At 58.6% G+C, this 19,622-nt stretch carries 18 protein-coding genes; 11 read left to right on the top strand and 7 right to left on the bottom strand.

All coding sequences use genetic code 11. The features are described 5' to 3' along the window. The first annotated feature begins 210 nt into the window (after window positions 1–210). Entirely contained in the window at window positions 211–873 is a 663-nt protein-coding gene (crp, locus tag ELE36_RS02470) for a cAMP-activated global transcriptional regulator CRP (RefSeq protein ID WP_242512337.1), read from the top strand. A gap of 683 nt (window positions 874–1,556) precedes the next feature. Here the strand turns inward: crp and trpC are convergent. The 3 genes from trpC to ELE36_RS02455 are packed head-to-tail and all read right to left on the bottom strand — an operon-like array spanning window position 1,557 to window position 3,989. Further along, window positions 1,557–2,351, bottom strand: coding sequence for an indole-3-glycerol phosphate synthase TrpC (gene trpC, locus ELE36_RS02465; protein WP_129831583.1), 795 nt, complete (start codon window positions 2,349–2,351; stop codon window positions 1,557–1,559). Next, window positions 2,348–3,403 (bottom strand): anthranilate phosphoribosyltransferase, encoded by a 1,056-nt coding sequence (gene trpD / locus ELE36_RS02460; protein WP_129831582.1) that lies wholly within the window; start codon window positions 3,401–3,403, stop codon window positions 2,348–2,350. The genes trpC and trpD overlap by 4 nt, the downstream gene beginning before the upstream one ends. Window positions 3,404–3,410: 7 nt before the next feature. Then, the gene (locus ELE36_RS02455) at window positions 3,411–3,989 is read right to left on the bottom strand and encodes an anthranilate synthase component II (protein ID WP_129831581.1); all 579 of its coding nucleotides are present in this window, start codon (window positions 3,987–3,989) and stop codon (window positions 3,411–3,413) included. A gap of 365 nt (window positions 3,990–4,354) precedes the next feature. On the opposite strand from ELE36_RS02455, the gene ELE36_RS02450 reads away from it, so the two are divergent. The 5 genes from ELE36_RS02450 (at window position 4,355) to ELE36_RS02430 (ending at window position 12,249) form a co-directional block, all read left to right on the top strand. Next, window positions 4,355–6,085 carry an insecticidal delta-endotoxin Cry8Ea1 family protein gene (locus ELE36_RS02450; protein ID WP_165371440.1) on the top strand — a complete coding sequence of 577 codons (1,731 nt, stop codon included), beginning with the start codon at window positions 4,355–4,357 and terminating at the stop codon, window positions 6,083–6,085. A 231-nt stretch (window positions 6,086–6,316) separates the two neighbouring features. Further along, window positions 6,317–8,020 (top strand): sialidase family protein, encoded by a 1,704-nt coding sequence (locus tag ELE36_RS02445; protein ID WP_207215846.1) that lies wholly within the window; start codon window positions 6,317–6,319, stop codon window positions 8,018–8,020. A 463-nt stretch (window positions 8,021–8,483) separates the two neighbouring features. After that, the gene (locus ELE36_RS02440) at window positions 8,484–9,335 is read left to right on the top strand and encodes a hypothetical protein (RefSeq protein ID WP_129831579.1); all 852 of its coding nucleotides are present in this window, start codon (window positions 8,484–8,486) and stop codon (window positions 9,333–9,335) included. A gap of 12 nt (window positions 9,336–9,347) precedes the next feature. After that, window positions 9,348–10,595, top strand: a complete 1,248-nt coding sequence (locus tag ELE36_RS02435; RefSeq protein ID WP_129831578.1) for a DUF4785 domain-containing protein — start codon at window positions 9,348–9,350, stop codon at window positions 10,593–10,595. A gap of 202 nt (window positions 10,596–10,797) precedes the next feature. Further along, a complete protein-coding gene (locus tag ELE36_RS02430) occupies window positions 10,798–12,249 on the top strand; it encodes an FAD/NAD(P)-binding protein (protein WP_129831577.1) in 1,452 nt (483 codons plus the stop codon). A 69-nt stretch (window positions 12,250–12,318) separates the two neighbouring features. On the opposite strand, the gene ELE36_RS20255 is transcribed toward ELE36_RS02430, so the two are convergent. Further along, complete coding sequence (locus ELE36_RS20255; protein WP_165371439.1) at window positions 12,319–12,456, bottom strand: hypothetical protein; 138 nt, start codon at window positions 12,454–12,456, stop codon at window positions 12,319–12,321. 58 nt (window positions 12,457–12,514) lie between these two features. Between ELE36_RS20255 and ELE36_RS02425 the strand changes: the two genes are divergently transcribed. After that, complete coding sequence (locus ELE36_RS02425) at window positions 12,515–13,135, top strand: hypothetical protein (protein WP_129831576.1); 621 nt, start codon at window positions 12,515–12,517, stop codon at window positions 13,133–13,135. 60 nt (window positions 13,136–13,195) lie between these two features. Next, complete coding sequence (locus tag ELE36_RS02420; RefSeq protein WP_207215845.1) at window positions 13,196–13,738, top strand: DNA topology modulation protein; 543 nt, start codon at window positions 13,196–13,198, stop codon at window positions 13,736–13,738. Window positions 13,739–13,800: 62 nt separating this feature from the next. Here the strand turns inward: ELE36_RS02420 and ELE36_RS02415 are convergent, their stop codons facing one another. After that, on the bottom strand, window positions 13,801–15,522 hold the full coding sequence (locus tag ELE36_RS02415) for a right-handed parallel beta-helix repeat-containing protein (RefSeq protein ID WP_129831575.1): 1,722 nt from the start codon (window positions 15,520–15,522) through the stop codon (window positions 13,801–13,803). Between ELE36_RS02415 and ELE36_RS02410 the strand changes: the two genes are divergently transcribed. Next, window positions 15,521–15,766: a hypothetical protein gene (locus ELE36_RS02410; RefSeq protein WP_129831574.1), complete on the top strand. Its 246-nt coding sequence runs from the start codon at window positions 15,521–15,523 to the stop codon at window positions 15,764–15,766. The genes ELE36_RS02415 and ELE36_RS02410 overlap by 2 nt on opposite strands. Before the next feature lie 45 nt (window positions 15,767–15,811). Here the strand turns inward: ELE36_RS02410 and ELE36_RS02405 are convergent, their stop codons facing one another. Continuing rightward, the gene (locus tag ELE36_RS02405) at window positions 15,812–17,731 is read right to left on the bottom strand and encodes a serine hydrolase domain-containing protein (protein WP_129831573.1); all 1,920 of its coding nucleotides are present in this window, start codon (window positions 17,729–17,731) and stop codon (window positions 15,812–15,814) included. Window positions 17,732–17,857: 126 nt separating this feature from the next. On the opposite strand from ELE36_RS02405, the gene ELE36_RS02400 reads away from it, so the two are divergent. Next, complete coding sequence (locus tag ELE36_RS02400; protein WP_165371438.1) at window positions 17,858–18,502, top strand: TetR/AcrR family transcriptional regulator; 645 nt, start codon at window positions 17,858–17,860, stop codon at window positions 18,500–18,502. A 66-nt stretch (window positions 18,503–18,568) separates the two neighbouring features. On the opposite strand, the gene ELE36_RS02395 is transcribed toward ELE36_RS02400, so the two are convergent. Further along, a complete protein-coding gene (locus tag ELE36_RS02395) occupies window positions 18,569–19,327 on the bottom strand; it encodes an AraC family transcriptional regulator (protein ID WP_207215844.1) in 759 nt (252 codons plus the stop codon). Between the two features lie 80 nt (window positions 19,328–19,407). Here ELE36_RS02395 and ELE36_RS20250 point away from each other — a divergent pair, with 80 nt between their 5' ends. Next, on the top strand, window positions 19,408–19,605 hold the full coding sequence (locus ELE36_RS20250; RefSeq protein ID WP_165371437.1) for a hypothetical protein: 198 nt from the start codon (window positions 19,408–19,410) through the stop codon (window positions 19,603–19,605). The last annotated feature ends 17 nt before the right edge of the window (window positions 19,606–19,622 follow it).

Raw genomic sequence — 19,622 nt, 5'->3', positions numbered from 1 at the left:
AAGTCATGTGACGTGAAAACTACAATCTTTCGCGCCGACCCGATTTGGTGACTTCACACCCATGGCGCAAAGCATTTTTTGTTGGTTAGAATGCGGCTCCGCTAGAGGGGGCGCGGCAGCGCGTTAAACGGCTGCCCGTGTACGCGGAATCCGCACATCATCCAACCAGGACGATCTATGGCAGACATGCGGTATACGCTGCACCAGAACATGAATCGCGTTCAGGCGCCCGCTTTCCTGACCGCCGAAGGCAACGATATGGAACGATTTCTGTCGTTCTGCCATCGTCGCCGCTACCCGAACAAGACCCTGATCATTCGCCCGGGCGACTCGGCGCATATCCTGTATTACATCATCGATGGTTCGCTCACCGTCTCGTCGGAAGACGATCAGGGCCGCGAATTGATTCTGGCGTACCTGAATCGCGGCGAGTTCATCGGCGAGATGGGCCTGTTCGTCGAAGTGCCGCGTCGTGAGGTGATGGTGCGTACGCGCAACGCCTGCGATCTTGCCGAAATCAGTTACGAACGCCTGTTCCAGTTGTTCGAAGGCCCGCTGCGCGAGGAGTGTCCGAAAATCCTGTTCGCGATCGGCGCGCAACTGACCAATCGTGTGCTGCAGACCAGCCGCAAGGTCAGTCGTCTAGCGTTTATGGACGTCACCAATCGTGTCGCGAAAACCCTGCTCGACCTGTGCGAAGAACCCGATGCAATGACGCATCCGTCGGGTACGCAGTTGCGTATTTCGCGACAGGAAATCAGTCGTATCGTCGGTTGCTCACGCGAGATGGTCGGGCGCGTACTCAAGCAACTCGAAGAGCAAGGCATGATTACGGCGAAAGGCAAGACGATCGTGCTGCTGGGTACGCGTTGAGGCTGTAGAAAATCCTTTTTGCTTCGGAAAACGGGCGCCGTTGCGCGCGGAAAGCACCCCGCCTGCCGCGGGTTATTACGCGACCAGCGTTGCTTTCATCCCGCGTCCACGTTGCACGCGCCCGGACATTCTGACTGGCCTGCTCCGGCACCGCGCAGTAGTCCGCCCACTTATCGATGTTGTAGCCAACTTGATCGCCTCGTTGCATACGCGCAAGATCGGGGCCTGTTTTTCTACAACGTCATCAGGCCATGCGGGGAACACGTCTTTTTGCGCTCATGTTTGCCGTTGTCTTTGCGACTTCTCCCGTTATCGGGGCAGCGGAGGGTCTTCTTCCATTCAAGACACTATGGAAAGACCGCGATACGTACAACGATCATTGGGTCTTTGTCCGTGGTTACGTAGCTGTCGACGAGTTGGGGCACCGCTGGCTCTTTGAGACATTGCCTGAGGTCCATCAAGAGAAATACTTTAACTATGGCAGCGCAATTGATCTTGAGTCCCTTCCTGGAGCAGAGAAGACCTACTCTCTGTTGCACAACGCGGCGTGTGCCGAGATCTATGGCCGGTTTTCTTCATACTCTCACGCAATTACGGTCGGGTACTTGCTCAGCGAAGCAGGCCTCCTAAGCGTGAAGCGTGTTAGTGCCTGTCCAAGTCACTAGCAACGGTCTGCGCGAACCTCATGCGGCGAAGAACAATTCCTGCAGTTCAGCGCCAGGATCGACGGCGCGCATGAACGTCTCACCGACCAAAAACGCCTGCACGCTGGCAGCGCGCATTCGTGCCACATCCGCAGCATTGTGAATACCGCTCTCGGTCACAAGAATGCGATCGGCGGGAACCTGATCACGCAGGCTCAGCGTGGTATCGAGTGAAGTCGCGAACGTGCGCAGACTGCGGTTGTTGATGCCGATCAAGGTCGCGCCGGTTTTTATCGCGCGCTCGAGTTCGGCGGCATCGTGTGCTTCCACCAATACATCCATGCCGAGCTCGCGGGCGAGCGAGGTGAGTTCGCGCAAAGCGACATCATCAAGTGCGGCGACGATCAGCAAAATGCAATCCGCACCGAGCGCACGCGCCTCGTAAACCTGATACGCGTCGATGGTGAAATCCTTGCGCAGCACCGGCAAGTTGCACGCCGCGCGCGCCTGTTGCAGATACGCATCGGCGCCCTGGAAAAAATCGATATCGGTCAGCACCGAAAGGCATGCCGCGCCGCCGAGTTCGTAACTGCGCGCGATCGCAGCGGGATCAAAATCCGCACGGATCACGCCCTTGCTCGGGCTGGCTTTTTTTACTTCGGCGATCACCGCCGCATCACCGCGCGCGATACGCGCTTGAATCGCGCGCACGAATCCGCGCGGCGCAGATGCGCTCGTCGCCCGTTTCGACAATTCGCTGAGCGGCACGTTTGCCGCACGCAACTGGATCTCCTCGACTTTGCGCGCGAGGATGCGCTGCAGAATATCGCTCACGTTGAGGTACTCATCGCGACCGATGTCGCTAGACGCTGCGTGGCTGCGCAAAACTGATCGAGCTTGGCGCGCGCCGCACCGCTCTCGATCACTTCACGCGCCAGCGTTATGCCGGTCGTGATCGAATCGGCCACGTCGGCCACGTACAAGGCCGCGCCAGTATTCAGGATCACGATGTCGCGGGCGGGGCCGGGAATATTGTCGAGCACTTCGAGCACGCGCGTTTTCGATTCGTGTGAATCGTTCACGCGCAGGCTGCGACTCGATGCCATCGCAAAGCCGAATTCCTCGGGATGGATTTCGTATTCGTGCACCACGCCGTTTTTCAGCTCGCCGATCAAGGTCGCTGCGCCGAGCGAAATTTCGTCCATACCATCCTTGCCCCACACCACCAGCGCATGGCCGGCGCCAAGGCGTTCGAGCACACGCACCTGGATGCCGACCAGATCGGAATGGAACACGCCCATGAGAATATTCTGCGCACCGGCTGGATTGGTCAGCGGCCCGAGGATATTGAAAATCGTGCGTACGCCCATCTCGCGCCGCACCGCGGATACCGCCTTCATCGCCGGATGATGATTCGGCGCGAACATGAATCCGATGCCGGTTTCGGCCAGGCATTCGCCGACCTGCGCCGGCGTGAGATGGATCTGCGCACCGAACGCTTCGAGCACGTCGGCGCTGCCGGATTTCGACGACACGCTGCGATTGCCGTGCTTCGCCACGCGCGCACCCGCCGCCGCGGCGACGAACATTGCCGCGGTCGAAATATTGAAGCTGCCGGCGCTGTCGCCACCAGTGCCGACGATGTCGACGAAATGGGTTTGATCGGCCACGTCCACGCGATGCGCGAGTTCACGCATCACGCTTGCGGCGGCGGCGATTTCGCCGACGGTTTCTTTCTTCACGCGCAAGCCGGTCAGGATCGCCGCGATCATCACTGGCGACACGTTGCCGTGCATGATCTGGCGCATCACATCGATCATCTCGTCATGAAAAATTTCACGGTGATCAATTACGCGTTGCAAGGCTTCCTGCGGGGTCATCGGCATGTCTTTATCAACTGTCGAGAAAATTTTTCAGCATGGCGTGACCGTGCTGCGTGAGGATCGATTCGGGATGAAACTGCACGCCTTCGACATTCTGCGTGCGATGGCGCAGGCCCATGATTTCATCGAGCGTGCCGTCATCGTTCTGCGTCCACGCGGTGACTTCGAGCTCATCCGGCAGACTCGAACTTTCGACCACCAGCGAGTGATAACGCGTTGCCTCGAACGGCGTCGGCAAACCGGCGAACACGCCGCGGCCCGTATGGTAAATCATCGAGGTTTTACCGTGCATGATGGTCTTGGCGCGGATCACCTTGCCGCCGAACGCCTGACCAATACTTTGATGGCCCAGGCACACGCCGAGCAGCGGCACTTTGCCACCGAGCCGCTCGATCAGCGCCAGCGAAACGCCCGCCTCGTTCGGCGTGCACGGCCCCGGCGAAATCACCACGAATTTCGGCGCGAGCGCATCGATCTGCTCCAGCGAAAGCTCGTCATTGCGTACCACATGCACATCTTCACCGAGCTCGCCAAAATACTGCACGAGGTTGTAGGTGAAGCTATCGTAGTTATCGATCATCAGTAACATGGATGGATTTATACCTATCGAGCTGTATCGACAAATCTGGCGTCTGCAATTGCCGCCGCGCAATCTTTGCGCCGCAGTCAGCATGCAACTATAACTTGCTGCCCTCACTTTATAAATGCACAACGCGTATGCGGCAAAGGCATGCGTGTTGCGACCCGCGCAAATCCCCTGCGTGAGGCGCGCGGACAAGCTCAGCGAATTTGTCGCACACGATTGATGAGACTTTTTGCGCCCGGGCAGCACTTGTTATCTCGCAGATCGATTCACTCCGCGAGCCGCCCGAAAACGTCATACATCGCGCGCAACTTCGACCCAGCTCCGGCGTGGCCGCTGCACTTTCCACTATGCAAACAGGGGGTTCCACCATGGCTTTTGCGCCAGTTACCGATACGTATTACCGCATCTATTTCAGCCACAGCAACAAGTGCCTTGATTCGCGCACGACCAACAACGGCGAGTTCGTAAAACAGATGGCTACCAACCTGACGTCCGACAGCCAATTATGGCGTTTCCGTCAGATCACAACATCGCACTACATGCTTATCGCAAAAAACAGCAACCGCGCGCTGGACGTGCCTGGCGGCCGGCACGAAGACAATGTCGAACTGTGCCAATGGGGCCAATCCGAAGGTGCGTGGAACGAACATTTCCGCACGATGCCAGCCGGCGACGGTGAGTTCTATCTCGTCGCGCGGCACAGCCAAAAACGTATCGGCGTAAAAGGTGCGAGCAAGGACGATAGCGCCGCGGTCGTGCAGCATAACGACGGTGCCGCTAGCAACTTCCGACTGCGGTTTGTGGCCGATGGCGAATCGAAAGACCGCCCAAGCGATCGCGATTTCATGATCGATACCAACGAGAAGATGCGTGCGCTGATCATCGCCGTGGCCGGCAAGGTTCCGACCGTCGGCAGCGGCCTGCAAACGCTGATGGAGTTGCTGTGGCCGCAGCAAGATGCGAGCACGCGCGTGTGGGACCAGATGAAGAGCTACGTGAAAGAACTCGTGCGCGAAATGATTGCGCTGGAGCGCCTCAAGGATTTGTCGAAGGAGCTCGAAGGCATCCACAGCAGTCTCGCGGACTACAACACCGAGAACTACGGCACGGAGATAAAAAAAACCAGTTTCGGCGGATTGCTCACGGCGCTGAACATCGCCGAGCCGTATTTTTTCGACGAACGCGATCCTGAAAAAGCACTACCGTTCTTTATCGCGCTGGGTTCGATCCGCCTCGCTACGCTGCGCGAATTGTGCCTGCGCTACAAGGATATCTACGGCAAGGACGACGACAAGGCCGCCGAACATTTGAAGGCGCTCAAGGCCAAGATCGTGGCCTACGTTACCGCTGCCAATAAGGCCCGCGAACGCGCCATGGACTGGCGCCTGAAAAAAATACGCATCGATCACACCTCGGAAAGATTCGGCATCAGCACCCTGCACCGCTGGGCCGTGGTCGACGACTACAACGGCTTCCGGCGCGGCTGGGAATACAACGACACCACCAGCGAGGACAAAGGTGCGGAGTCCTATGCGAAGACCGCAAAACCGATCTACGAGAAAGAAGCGCTATCGCAATACAGCGCGGAACTCGATACGTTTTTCGGACCCGCACGACTGTGGCGTTATCTCGATCCGACCGTGACCGATAAACCGAAAAAGGCGATCACGGAAATCCTCACCGGCCCGGTCGGCGGCCTCAAGTTCACAGAATTCCAGGACGATCCGAACAACGAGCGCATCACCGCAATCGACCTGCATGCGGGCGATCACATCGACGGCATTCAGTTCCACTACGGCAACAAACCCGGCCCGCTACATGGCAAGGCCGGCGGTCATCATCTGCATTACGATCTGGCCGCCGATGAGAACATCATCGGCGTGTGGGGACGGTCGCGCGGCGAAGTGGGCGCAGTTTTTTTCCAGACCAACAAGGGCCGCACGCTGGGCGGCGGCTGGCGCGATGGCGATGGTGTAGCCGAATGGATCGGCGATCCAGCGAGCGATACGCGTGCGGTGCTGTATCGCATTGGTGGTCGCCAGGGCGACGGCCATGTCGAGGCGCTGAGCTTTGTCTGGCGTTATTCACGCGACGAGTGAGCGGTCGCATCAAGGCGATCAAATATCGCTGAAAACCACGCATGCCGCCTCGCTGGACGCAGGAGGCGGCATACGCTTTCTCGGCCCTCGCCGCCAAGGCTCGTACTATGGAAGGAAAAGATCTGCGGATCCATCATATCCGCCAGTTTTTGATAGAAAGCGTGACATGAAAACCGTCGCATTGGATTAGGCTCGTGGTGTGGGATTCGATCAGTAGCGGAGTGCGGTGTCATGACGAAATCATTTCCGGCCAGCGCAGGCATTGCATTGTTTGGCGCGGTTTTGGCACTCGCTGGCTGCGGCGGTGGATCATCGAACTCACCCACCACGCCGCTTGTCACTCCACCGCCCATAACACCGCCACCACCGCCAGCACCACCGGTCGTTGTTGTCGATCCACAATATCTGGCTTCGGCGTTATCGCCGTTCGCGGCAGGGTGTGATGGCGTGGCTGCAGCGGGCGTGCTGTATGTCAATGCCGAGGTTGAACCTTACCTCGCGATCAACCCGCAGAACACGCACAATCTCGCGGCAGTGTGGCAACAGGATCGCTGGTCGAGCGGCGGCGCGCGTGGCATCGTCAGCGGCCTATCGCTGGATGGCGGCGTGACGTGGAACCAGCACGCGATGCCGTTCACGCGCTGCGGCGGCGGCACCATCGCCAACGGCGGCGATTACGCACGCGCGAGCAATGCATGGATGAGCTTTGCCCCGGATGGCGCGGCATATCAACTCGCGCTCGCATTCGATGGCCAGGCGTTGGCGGCCGGTTCGGTCAGCGCCGTTCTGGCCAGCCGCTCGGGCGATGGCGGCAAAACCTGGGGTGCCAATGTCACGCTGATTCGCGACGTCGCGACCGCGTTCAACGACAAGCCGGCGATACTCGCCGATCCGACCAATGCAAAATTTGTCTACGCGGTGTGGGATCGCCTGACCACATCCAACTTCGGGCCCAGTTATTTTACGCGCAGCAGCGACAGCGGTGCGAGCTGGGAAACGGCACGGCCGATCTACGATCCGGGTTTGAACAACCAGACCATCGCCAACGTCGTGGTGGTGCTGCCGAACGGCACGCTGGTGAATTTGTATACCGAGATCGATACGGCGACCAACGGCATCACAACGACGTTTCTCGCCTTGATTCGTTCGACCGATAACGGTGTGACGTGGTCGACACCGATCAAGGTCGCTGACATGTTCAGCGTCGGCACACGCGATCCCGACACCGGCACGGCGATACGCGACAGCTCACTGGTGGCCGAGATCGCGGTCGGGCCGGGCGGCAGCTTGAATGTGGTCTGGCAGGATTCGCGTTTCAGCAACGGCGCGCGCGACGGTATCGCGATTTCGCGTTCCATCGATGGTGGTTTCACGTGGTCGGCGCCGACACGCATCAACAGCGTTGCGACCACGCCGGCGTTTTCGCCGTTCGTACATGTGCGCGGCGATGGCATGATCGGCGTGACCTATTACGATTTCCGCAGCAACACCACGGATCGCGCGACGCTGTTCACCGACTACTGGCTGGCACGTTCGAGCGATGGTATGACTTGGCAGGAAAACCAGATTGCATCGCCGTTCGATCTGGCGCTTGCGCCCGTGACCACATCGCCCGGCACTGGTGGTTTTTTCCTCGGCGACTATCAGGGACTGGCCAGCGTCGGCACCTTGTTCGTGCCGCTGTTCGCGCAAACCAATAGCGGCAACACAAACAATCGCACTGACATATTTGCTGCGCCGACGATCTCCGTGACCAGCGGTGCCGCGGCAATGACATCACGGTCGGAGGTATCAAACACGACAAGTAGCGTGACCTCTATGCAAATCACGCCAGAACTGCAACAACGCGTGCACGAAAATACTCTGCGCGTTATGCAGCATCGCGTGCCGGGCTGGCACGGCAATGCGCAATCGCAGAGCGCACCGCAGCAATAACAATGGCGTTGCTGGCGTTGTGAGATCGGCTTTGGTCACCCGCATGCACTAAAACCATCCGCGCCGCGTATCCGCATGGCGACGAAACATCGCGATATAGCGAAGGCCTGGCACGACAATAATGCCTACGGGCGATGCCCTCGCATTATTTCGACGCACGCTAAAACGCACAAAACTGCGTTCGTGCTGTTCGTCACAAATGCTGCAATGCATTCAAACAACCGTTTGACTTTTACCCAAACCTAGATCAGTGTCCGCGCGGTCGCCGACGATGCCTGGGAGGGAGAGAATCGGCGCCACGGTCGGGAACCCATGCGCACAAATATACAAAGCTGCATTATCCACACGCACGCGTTCCCATAGTCGCCCCGGCAGGATCGGCGGTGGCATGGATGCTTGTCCGCTCGACACCGGTCGAGGTGCCTGATTGCGGCTCGCGCTTGCGGGCCGCGGGAGATAATCCATGCTTCGATCGCTCGCAAGTCTGGTCTTGCTTCTCGTCTGTGGCAGCGCCATCGCCACCACTACCGGTGTTGCTTTTGTCCACGGCACCGGACAACAAACCGATGCCTACAACGATTACTGGCAGCCGGCCATGGTCAATTCCGTGCGTCAGGGATTGTCGAACCAGGCCAACTACGTCGTCATCAATTGCGACTTCTCGCAATACATGTGGGCCAGCGCCGCGGCCGGCTGCCTGGCGACGCAACTAACCAGTTTCATCAGCAGTAAACACATCGACGATCTGGTCGTGATCACGCATTCCAACGGCGGCAACGTGATGCGCTGGATCCTGTCGAACCCGACCTACGACAGCCGTTATCCCGCGATCATCAAATCGGTGCGCTGGGTCAACGCCATCGCGCCGTCGAGCGCGGGCACGCCACTGGCGAACGCGGTGATGGCCGGTAACATTTTCGAGGCGGCAGTCGGCTGGCTGCTCGGCTATCAGAACGATGCGGTGCGCCAGCAGCAGACCAGCTGGATGGCGGTGTACAACGCGAACAATCTGCTCGGCACCGCCGGTCGCCCGGCCTTGCCCAAGGGTTTCTGGGATGTGGTCGGCACCGACGTCACGTTTGCGCCGTGGAATAGCGATGCGTATTGCGGCGGTTATACGCTCAACGTTGGTCTCGAAGTCACCAAGGCATGGCTGTCGAGTTGCGCCGATGGTTTCATCGAGTGCAGCAGTGCGACCGCAGCCGGCTCGCTGTGGTTCTACGATCACAACAGCCTCGGCGGAAAAACCCTGTCGCACAACCAGAGCCGGCGCGCGTGTTTCGGCCTGGATACCGTGCTGCGCAACGACCTTTGAGCGGAGATAAAAATGAACAAGTATCTTTGTATACTAACACTCTGCGCCGGATCGGTTTCTGTCAGCGCGGTTGCGGCAAGCTCGTCCATCCTGTTTGCGCCGTCGGCGAACGATCAGGTGCCGCAAGCGCTGGGAAAAATATCCAGCGCCGCGTTGCAGGCGCGAGCAACGGCCACGTCCGCGCTGGATCACCAGCCCGCACAGATTTCGTGGGCGCTGGAATCTTCCAAAGCGCTCGATGCCGCGCCAACGCCGTTCGTGCAGCAAAGCCGCGAATTCTGGACCGATGTCAGCGAAACCGAATTGCGCGGCGGCATCAAACTCACCACCAGCAGCGCCGGCGCATTGATCCGCTTGAGTCCGCAGGGCGGCAACGCGGGTGCGCTGGATGCGGCCGGTATTCTGATCCGTCGCAACGGCAGTACGCAAAGCGCGAGTGTGGCCAGCAGCACGGTTGCCGACACGCGCGCGTTGCGCAGCGCCGGCATGGAAGTGACCGACGGCAGTTTGGCGTTTCGCCTCGCGCCCAGCGGCGGCAGCGGTGAATTGGAAATTGCCGCACCGAATGCGCAGGGCCGTTATCTCGTGCACGTATTCGAGCCCGACAGCACACTCGTGCTGAGCTTGAGTGCGGATCGCGACACTGTGTTGGTCGGCAACAAGGTCACCTTCCACGCCGCACTCAAGGACGGCGGGAATGCGCGCGCGCTGGCACTCGCATCGGGCATCGTCACTGCGCCGGACGGCTACAGCACCGACCTGCATTTCAGCAAGAATGTCGACGGCAGTTTCAACGCCACATTCACGCCGGATGCGGCCCACACGATCGGCCCGCAATTGTGGGAAGCGCACGCATTTACCGCGACAAGAATGGGCAAGCTCAGCCTGCTGCGCGATGCCAAGACCGCGTTCGCAGTGAGCGCACCGACGGCGCGATTCAACAGCACCACGCAGGTGAGCCACGATGCGTCCGGCTTGCGGATCAGCTTCGGCATTGATGCGACCAGCGCCAGTCGTTATCAGGTCAGCGCCGTGCTTTACGGTCATGGCAGCGATGGTGTTTTGCATCCCGCCGCGCTCGGCCAATCGGCGGCGTGGTTGAACGCCGGCAGCGGCAAGGTCGAACTCGGTTTTGATGCGGCGGCGCTGGCCGGCAGCGGTTTGAGCGCACCGTTCGAGTTGCGCGATCTGCGCTTGGTCGATCAAGCCAACATGGCTGTGATCGAGCGGCGCGAACGCGCGCTGGCAATCGCCGACTGAAGCCGTTTCGCAGCGCGTGCCGCACGGTTCGGCACGCGCTGCTTCTTGTTGTGATTGGCGAATGCACGCGGCTTCGAGCACTCGCGAAATTTGTCGCCGGAATATCTCGTCGGCATAAGCTCACAACCAGAAATCATGCCGGTATTGCGCTGATTTAACCGAGGTTGTGGTCTAGTTCAGGCCGACCATCGAGGTATCGGCCATGTCTGCATTAGCCCATGATTTTTCGTCCGCGTTGTCGCCGCAAGCGGCACGTTCGCAACAAGCTTTGCGCATCGCGGTAATCGGTGGCGGCGCTGCCAGCGCGATCCAGGTCGGCGAACTATTGCGCCGCCATCGTGGCCCACTCAGCATCGACTGGTACGCGGGGTGTGCCGAACCCGGACGCGGTGTTGCCTACGGCACAGCGCACGCACATCACCTGTTGAACGTACGCGCCGCGGCGATGGGTTTGTTCGCCGACGACACCGGCGGATTCCTGAATTATCTGCATACACGCGGCATGGATGTCGCCGGCAGCGACTTCGTGCCGCGCCAGTATTACGGCGATTATCTGCAGCATGCGGTGCAGGAATTGATCGCCAACGCCGCGTCGAATGCCGAGGTGCGTGTGCATCACGAATCCGCGCTCGCGCTCGACAACAATGCGCACGGCGATTACACCATCACTGACAGTTTGCAGATACGCCGTCGCACCGATGCGGTAGTGCTCGCGCTCGGCGTGCTGGCGCCGCGCGTGTTGCCGGGAGTCAGCGCGATTGCGCTCGATTCGGGCCGCTACATCGTCAACGCATGGGAATCACGGCCACGCACATCGGCCGAAACGATCGTCGTGATCGGCACCGGCCTGACCGCGATCGATACGATTCTGACCTTGTCGCGACGCTACCCGAAAGCGCGCATCATCGCGATTTCGCGACACGGCCATCTGCCCGGCGTACATCTGGAAAAACCGTCGACGACCTACTCCGCGGCGGCCGATTTGCTCGCGGCGCTAAAGGAAAAACCGAGTCTGCGCGACTGGCTGCGCGAGCTGCGTACACACACCAGACACGCACCGGATTGGCGCGCCGTGATCGACGCGGTGCGCCCGATCACGCAAGCACAGTGGCAGCGCTTTGATCTGGTCGAGCGTCGGCGTTTTCTGCGTCATCTGCGCACTTACTGGGAAATCGTGCGGCATCGTGTGCCGCCTGCGATTGCCGAACAACTCGCCGTCTTGCAAGCGAGCGGACAGCTGACGATCCGCGCGGCGCGGGTCGCCGCGGTCGAAGCTGATCGCGATCAACTGCGCGTGGAAATCACGCCACGCGGCAGCAATCAGCGCACAGCCGTGCACGCCGACCTGGTGTTCCAGGGCGTCGGCCTCGATACCGACGTGCGCAGCGCCGCGCATCCGTTGCTGGAGCACCTGTTACAGCACGGACACGCCAGCGCCGATCCGCTCGGCCTCGGTTTGCACACCAGCGATGATGGCCGACTGCGTCGCAGCGACGGCAACGACTGGCCAAACATCTGGCTGCTCGGCCCACTATTGCGCGGCAGTGCCTGGGAATGCACCGCGATTCCGGAAATCCGCAGCGGCGCGATCCGGATTGCCGGGGCGGCGCTGCATGCCGAGCAATGGTTGAACAAGCAGGATCGCGTAGTCTGACCCTGACCTTGGCGGGGTATATCGAAGCGTTCTGATTCGCGATTGCCTCGCTTGCCGACAAAGAAACGGTCAGTGTTTTTCGGCAATGGCCCGCTTCGTTGTACCGTTCAAAATTTTCGGCACCGTCACCGAGCAGGTTCGCGCCGATGATCGCGGCGTGAAGTTCAGGTTTTGATTTTGCCCGGTTTGTGGAATATCGATTTGCATGGTCCGCTGCAGTGGCCGATGATCGCGACGTCGTTGTTTTCATTCACAGGGGAAAATCATGGGTGGTATCCAGCTCAACTTCATCAACAATTCGAACGATACGAACAACTCCGAAATCGTGATTTTTCAGAAGAATGTCGCGACGAATTACGACGAACTGGCTGTCGCTTGGTTGGTTATCCGCTATTGCGGTCAGGGCGATAATCACCCCTTCGAATTTCCTTCGAATATGCAAGTCGGTGCCAGCGATAGTTATGGCAATTTCACGCCGCAACTCGATGCGCAAAACGGCCAGTTGTATGCGATGAGCCTGACGACCTCGGGGGATCGACTGCGCTCAATGGGTGCGGGCACGAGTTCCAAGGAGGTGCAAGTGCTCAACATGCTGCCCAAGGGCGCGATCAATGCCAGCATCTACAAGGCGGGCAAGCTGCTGGCGACCAAGACCTCGATTGCTCCGCAGCAGAAGGCGGTATTTGAATTCAAGCCGACGCTGTGGATTGGTATCGTTTCGCAAATCGTCCAGGGCGAGGTGATGAATTCAGCGATCCTCTCCAGCGTCAATACCGAACTGTCTCTGCTCGGCTTCGCGAGCGCAGATATCGTCATGACCGGTGGTGGCCCCGGCAAATCGGCCACGCCGTTTTTGTTCCATCTCGAAAACATCGTGATGAGTTGAATCGAAAACGATCATTCGTTGACGCATTGCTGATATTCGACTGTTGCAAAGCGCCAACTGATGATCTCTATCGTTATGCAAAGATTCCTCGTAATCGGCTCCGGTGGTGCCGGCAAATCGACCTTCGCAATGCGCTTGGCAGAGCGCACCGGACTGCCGCTGATTCACCTCGACGCACTTTACTGGCGCGCCGGCTGGATCGAGCCAGCGAAAGCAGAATGGGCGGCGCGAGTCGAACAATTGGTCACGGCCGAACGGTGGATCATGGATGGCAATTTCGGCGGTACGCTGGAACGCCGATTCGCCGCGTGCGACACCGTGATTTTTCTCGACCTGTCGCGCTGGTTATGTCTGTGGCGAGTGCTCATCCGACGTGTGCGTTATCGTGGCCAAGTGCGTCCGGCGATGGCTGCCGGATGCCACGAGCGGCTTTCGTTGCGATTCATCGGCTGGATTCTCGGCTACCCACAGAAACACCGACCGATGATCCTGCAACGCCTTGCCGAAATGCGCGCTGAGCAACGTGTAATTGTCCTGCGCACGCCAAGAGAGGTAGCGAATTTTCTCGAATCGGTTGCATGCGTGTCGCCACCCGCTGCCTGATATTTCCTGGCTAATGTTGTGGAGGCGACAATTCCGGTCGCGATGGAAAATCCTGTTTGCGCTTATTCAAAGCGACCAGCGAATATCCGGTCGTAGACATAACCCGCTCCGTATTCGTGTGCGCCGATGTCGATGAGCGATCCCGACGGACGCGGCACGACGATATCGAAGTCGTTACTCAGCAGCGTTGACACCGCAGCGGAACCGACGTCAATCGCTGCGCTCAACGGTTGCAAATGGAAATCGGCGTTGCTGGCGCTGACGAAAAGTGGATTTCCGGTGACCGGATGCGTGTCAAAGGTATAGCCGCCTATACCGCCAAACCACAGATTTTTATTGATCGTGCCGATGCCCGCAGAGATGCCAACACTGCCATCGGTGTAAGCCATGCCATTCGCCGGCCAGACGATATTGTTTTGCATATCGAGCGCATCGCTCGGCAGGTTCCAGTCATTGGTGATTGCGCCGTAGTTGCTGCTACCGCTGGTATCGGCATTGAACAACGTGTTGTTGTAAATCTTCGCGCCATGCAACGTGTTGGTATTGAAGCGCAGGCTCGCAAAAGTCGTGTTGTAGACGACATTGTTCCATAGCTTGATATTGTTCTGCGAGCCGTCTGCGATATTGATGCCGTGCTTGGAAATATCGTGCACGAGGTTGTGATGGAAATTGACGTTGTTACCGTAATCGCTGCCGTTACCGCCGTTGACATAAATCTGCATGCCGTTGCCGCCGCTGACATGCTCGATCGTGTTGTAGGCAATCTCGTACGAGCCATCGCCATCGATGTAGATGCCGTGATTTTCCTGTGCCACACCGCCGGCAATATCGTGGATGTGATTGCCGACCCAGAACGAATTGGTGCCGTTGCCATTGATGCCGGCAGCCTTGGCGGTATTCGTTGCGGTTGCCGCGGTTAGCTCGTTGTTGACGATGCGCCAGTGGTCGCCATCAATCTGCACGGCAATCGCGCCGGCGTTGCCGCCGGATTCGATGCGCAGATCGGCGATCGTGATCCATAACCCACCGTCGATGCCGCTGGTCGTGTCGATGCCGGACAACGCACCTTTGCGTGTTGCACCGGCGACGTTGATGAACACATCCTCGTTCGGATAGGCCATTACGGTCAACGGTCCACTGCCCGTGATACCGCTCGGTGCAGTGCCGTTCTTGTAGATGAACTTGGTGAAATAGGTATCGTTGCCGGCATCGGTCCAAGCCGTGCCAGTACCGCGCATGACGATGATGTCACCGGGCAACATCGCGCCGTAGGCGGCCTTGGTCGTGTCGGCCATCTGCACGTGCCGATACGGATGTGTGATATCGCCAGCGATCGCAGTACTGTCGTTGCCGTTGACATTGTCGACGAACAATAGCCGTCCGGGATTGACGATGAAGCTCTGATCGACATTCGAGCCGATGCCGTTGACCAGCACCTGCACCGGCAACAATATGCCGGGTGTCGGATTGCCAAGCGCGCCGATCTGTACGCTGATTTGTTGAATATCGGCGCGGCCTTTCGAGGGCCCGAGATAACGATAATTGTCGACTTCGACGCCGCCGATCTTGACCTTCACGAGACTGCCGAGTCCGTTGCTGCCGAAATTCTTGCCGAAGATCGACAGATATACGCCGTGGTTATTTTCGCCGCCCGAGTTCGGCCCCGAGGCGATATCCGTATACATCACCACCGGCAAATCCGACGGCAAAGCGGCAGCGTCACGCAGGAATAAAGATGCAGCGACCGCGACCGTGGCCAGCAGCAGAGCAGATCGGATCGACATGCAAAAACCTCGTGATGTGGTGCGCAAGTATGGCGAAATCGAAATCGTCAGCGCGCGGTTCGCGGCAGAGCGGGCGATGTCCGATGATATTCTGAACCACCGTTATTGCGCGAGCGCGTACTTCGATTTTCACCGTGCCAGCGATGCAAGGTGCGGCCAATTGCAGATCCGTCTCGCGATCAATCCGTTCGGCTACAAACAGCTGTTTATGATCGATGCGAATATCGAATCCACGCCGCAGTGAGCATCAGACCGATCGCACTGGATTCGTCGCTATCAACATCGTGTTTTAATTCGCCGACTGGCATTTCTTGAAAACGTATTTCGTCTGGCCACCATCCAGATGCAGTTCGCTATGGTCGGCATTCACACGCAATCGCAGACCAATCCACGGCGGGCTGGTCAGAACGACGAACCGACTTTCACCCGACTGAATTTCACTACCGAGGCTGCTGCCCCAGCCATCGAACGCGGCCCAATATCCCGCCTCACGCTGACTGATTTCGACGTTGCCCAATTCGGCGCAGTGATAACGTCCCAGCAAATTGTTCAGCCAGCGCAGCGAATCGTAATCGATCGTTACGCGGCTGCGCACGCTCGTCGTCGCATCCTGCATCGCCTTCATCGCGGCGGCGATCATCTGCGCCGAGGTCGGCTTGGCATCAAACAATATCTCGATGATCTTTTGCCGCAAAGCCGCGAGAAAAACATGTGCGCCGCGCAGATTGCTCAGCACAACCACGCCGATTTGCTTGGCCGGCAGAAAGTACATATCGGAACTGAAACCCGACGTGCCGCCGCCATGGCCAATCACTTCCAGACCTTGCTCATCGGCGCAAATCAGACCTAGCCCATAGCTGGTATTGCCGTCGATTTTTATGCCGCCACGCCAGCGCTGTTGCAGCGCATCCGTTGCGAGCAATACGGTTCCGTTCGGCGCGAAACCGCCGTTCAATTCCAGCCGCAGATAGCGGGCCATGTCGAGCGCCGTGGACCAGATCGCACCCGCTGGCGCGACGGCATCGGCAAATTTTTCCATGTTCGGATCGATCAGCGCGGAATGACCGTCGAAGTCGATCGCATGTGGCGCGGCGCAGTTCGTGCAGCCTTGCGTTTTGTGCAAGGTGGTATTGCTCATCTGCAGCGGATCGAACACCCATTGCTGCATGGCTAATGCGTAGGACGAATCCAGCGAACCGTCGCGCGCGAAACTGCGCGCCGCAGCATAACCGCCCGCTGCCACCAGATAATTCGAGTATTGAAAAACCTCGTCGAAACCTGTGGTCGGAGTCATCTTGCTCATCTCGCTGAGACGCTGCTCGGCAGTGACATCATTGAATTTGAACATCAGATCGATATCCCGGCGCGGCATGCCGGTGCACGCAGCTACGGTGTGCCGCATCTGCAACTGTTGGGTCATTTCTGCATCGGCAAGCGTGAAGTCGGGCAATATTTTCGTGAGCGGCGTCGACCACGAAAAATGATCCTGCTCGATCAGGCGCGCCATGAGCAATGTCGTCAGCGACTTGGTGGTAGAGCCGATCATGAAACGTGTATCAGTCGCGACCGCCTGCTTGCCGTCTATGCTGCACACGCCGAAACCTTCGGCATAAGCCACCTCGCCCGCCTGCACGATGGCGATGGAAAGACCCGGCACTTGCAGCGTGTGCATGGCATCGCGAATGAACGCGTCGAGTGCTTCACTTTGCGCCGCTCCCCAGCCAACTGCAGTCCGATCCGCGAGGCTTGTTGCGACCAAACCATCTGGGCGCCAGGCATCGCGCAGTTCTTCAATCTGTGCCTCGCGGCGAGCGAATCCGGCCAAAGTGCCGGTGACGAGATTCACGTAAACGCGTGCGCCCAGCGTTCTGACGGTGGCGAAGGCGACACGACTCTCGGCACTGGGCGGACGATAGAGAATCTGCGTGCAAGCATCCCAACCGTGGGTCGCGGGTGCTTCGCTCTGCTGTGCGATCGGTAGATCGAACGACGGATCCAGCAGATGCCATGCCGCGGCAACCATCGCTTGTTTATCACGGGTATCGGCCATTGCTACAAAAGCAATTTGCAGATCGCGCTCGGGACCGATCAGCGTCAGCGCAGGCGCCCCGCTGGCGATGCTCCAGCCATGCGGCAGCGTTATTGCCGATGCAACATCGGGCAGTGATACCGACAAAGATTGATGCGTGGTGATGCTGGCATTTCCCATGGCGTACTCTTTTCCCTGCGACTTGATGGGCGAAATCGACGAAACCAGACAATGCTGTTGTCGATTCCAATATGTGAATGTATATTTACATTCGCATATTGGAATACATTTGTCTATTCTTCGTTTATGCCAACCACCAACGCTTCACTCGCACCTCAGCAAAAACGCAGCCGCGAAACGGTTGAACGACTGCTCTCGGCGACCGTGCAATTGCTGGATGAATCCGGGCTCGACGGCGCAGTGATTCCGCGAATTGCACTGGTCGCCAAGGTTTCTCCCGCCAGCGTGTACCGGCGTTTTGCCGACAAGGACGCACTGCTGCGCGCGGCGTTTCTGCACATGCTGAATCAAAGCCGCGAGGCAAATCGGCAGAGTCTGGCGAAACTTCTGCTGCGCTCGACCTTGGCTGAAACGACTCAGCGCCTGATGGCAATATCTTTCGCGCAGTACCGAGAGCATCCGAATCTGCTACGCGCGCTTACGCGTTTCATGGATACGGATACCGACCAGCATTTCATCAGCGAAGTCCGTGCGATTGTTGCCGCGAATCTCAAAACCATCGTCGACACCCTGCTCGCGCATCGCGACGAGATCGCCCATCCCATGCCGAAACGCGCGTTGCAGATTGCAGTGATCACGGCATGGAGCGCGATCGAGGGAATCGCACTCGAACCCACTTCGTTATGGCATGTCGTGCAACCGTTGACTGACAAGAAACTCGCGAACGAACTCGCGCGCGGATTCGTCGCTTATCTGCGCACGCCGGCATAACTAACTCGCACCGATTTTATTTATCGAAACGCCGATGTCGGGGGAAAATCGATATTGCTGCCGGCATCAATGCCACTCGCGAATGATCTGGCGATATTGCCCGGGCGTCATGCCGGTGACGCGACGGAACAGGCGTGACAACCGACTTTGATCGGAGAATCCCGCTTGCTGGGCGATATCCGAAATCGACTTGCTGGTGTGTTGCAGCAAGCGTGCGGCGGCATCAACGCGGGCCTTCATGAGGTATTGCGCCGCCGATAGCTGGAAGATTTTTTTCATGCGTCGCTCGAATTGCGGCACCGACAATTTTGCCTGTCGCGCGAGATCCTCGACGCGCAGAGTTTCGGCATATCGTTCGCGCATCATGTCGACGGCGGCGGAAAAATCGCTGTCGATCATGCGCGCGCGGCTCGGCTCGACCAAGTCCTTGGAAAGACACGCGAGGCCGATGATGTCGCCGGATTTGTCGTACAGCGGCTGTTTCATCGACAGGCACCAACCGGTGCTGTGATCGCGATACACGGTCAGATCGAGGCTATCGATGATCGGTTTGCCGTTCTTGAACAGCAGTTCGTCCTGGCGCGCATAACGCTCCGCCATCGGCGCGGGAAATAAGGCAAACGCGGTCTTGCCGATCGCATCCTGCTTGTTGTTCAGGCCGCAGCGCTCGACACATGCCTTGCTCATGAGCACGTAACGTCCGGCGCGATCCTTGATGCAGAACACCACATCCGGCATATGATCAAACATCGCTTCGATGTATGCGGTGGAGGCGATGTTCGCCATGAACGATTCGCGCCACTGGATCAATTCAAGGTTTGCCATCGTTCCTCCACACCACTAAAAAAGCTGCGCCGGCGGCACACGTCGCAGCAACATTACCCGAGTTCGGTCATCCAGTTTAGATGCCGATAGCTTATGTACCCGCACGCCGCGGCGCTTTCAATATCGCGTCGAACGAATTGTCGAAAACCATCGTGATGACAGGCAAAACCGACAAGACCGCAGTGGCCCTCGGCGCCTACAGTGGCAACGTGCAGTCATGCCGACCGCACACTCTATCGAGGGATGGAGCAAAAAAAGAAATCGGTGCGCAGGGGTGAGCCGATACCAATATTCA

Source organism: Pseudolysobacter antarcticus (assembly GCF_004168365.1).
In the GTDB taxonomy this organism is placed as follows: Bacteria; Pseudomonadota; Gammaproteobacteria; order Xanthomonadales; family Rhodanobacteraceae; genus Pseudolysobacter; species Pseudolysobacter antarcticus.
This window is presented reverse-complemented; position numbering and strand designations above follow the sequence as displayed.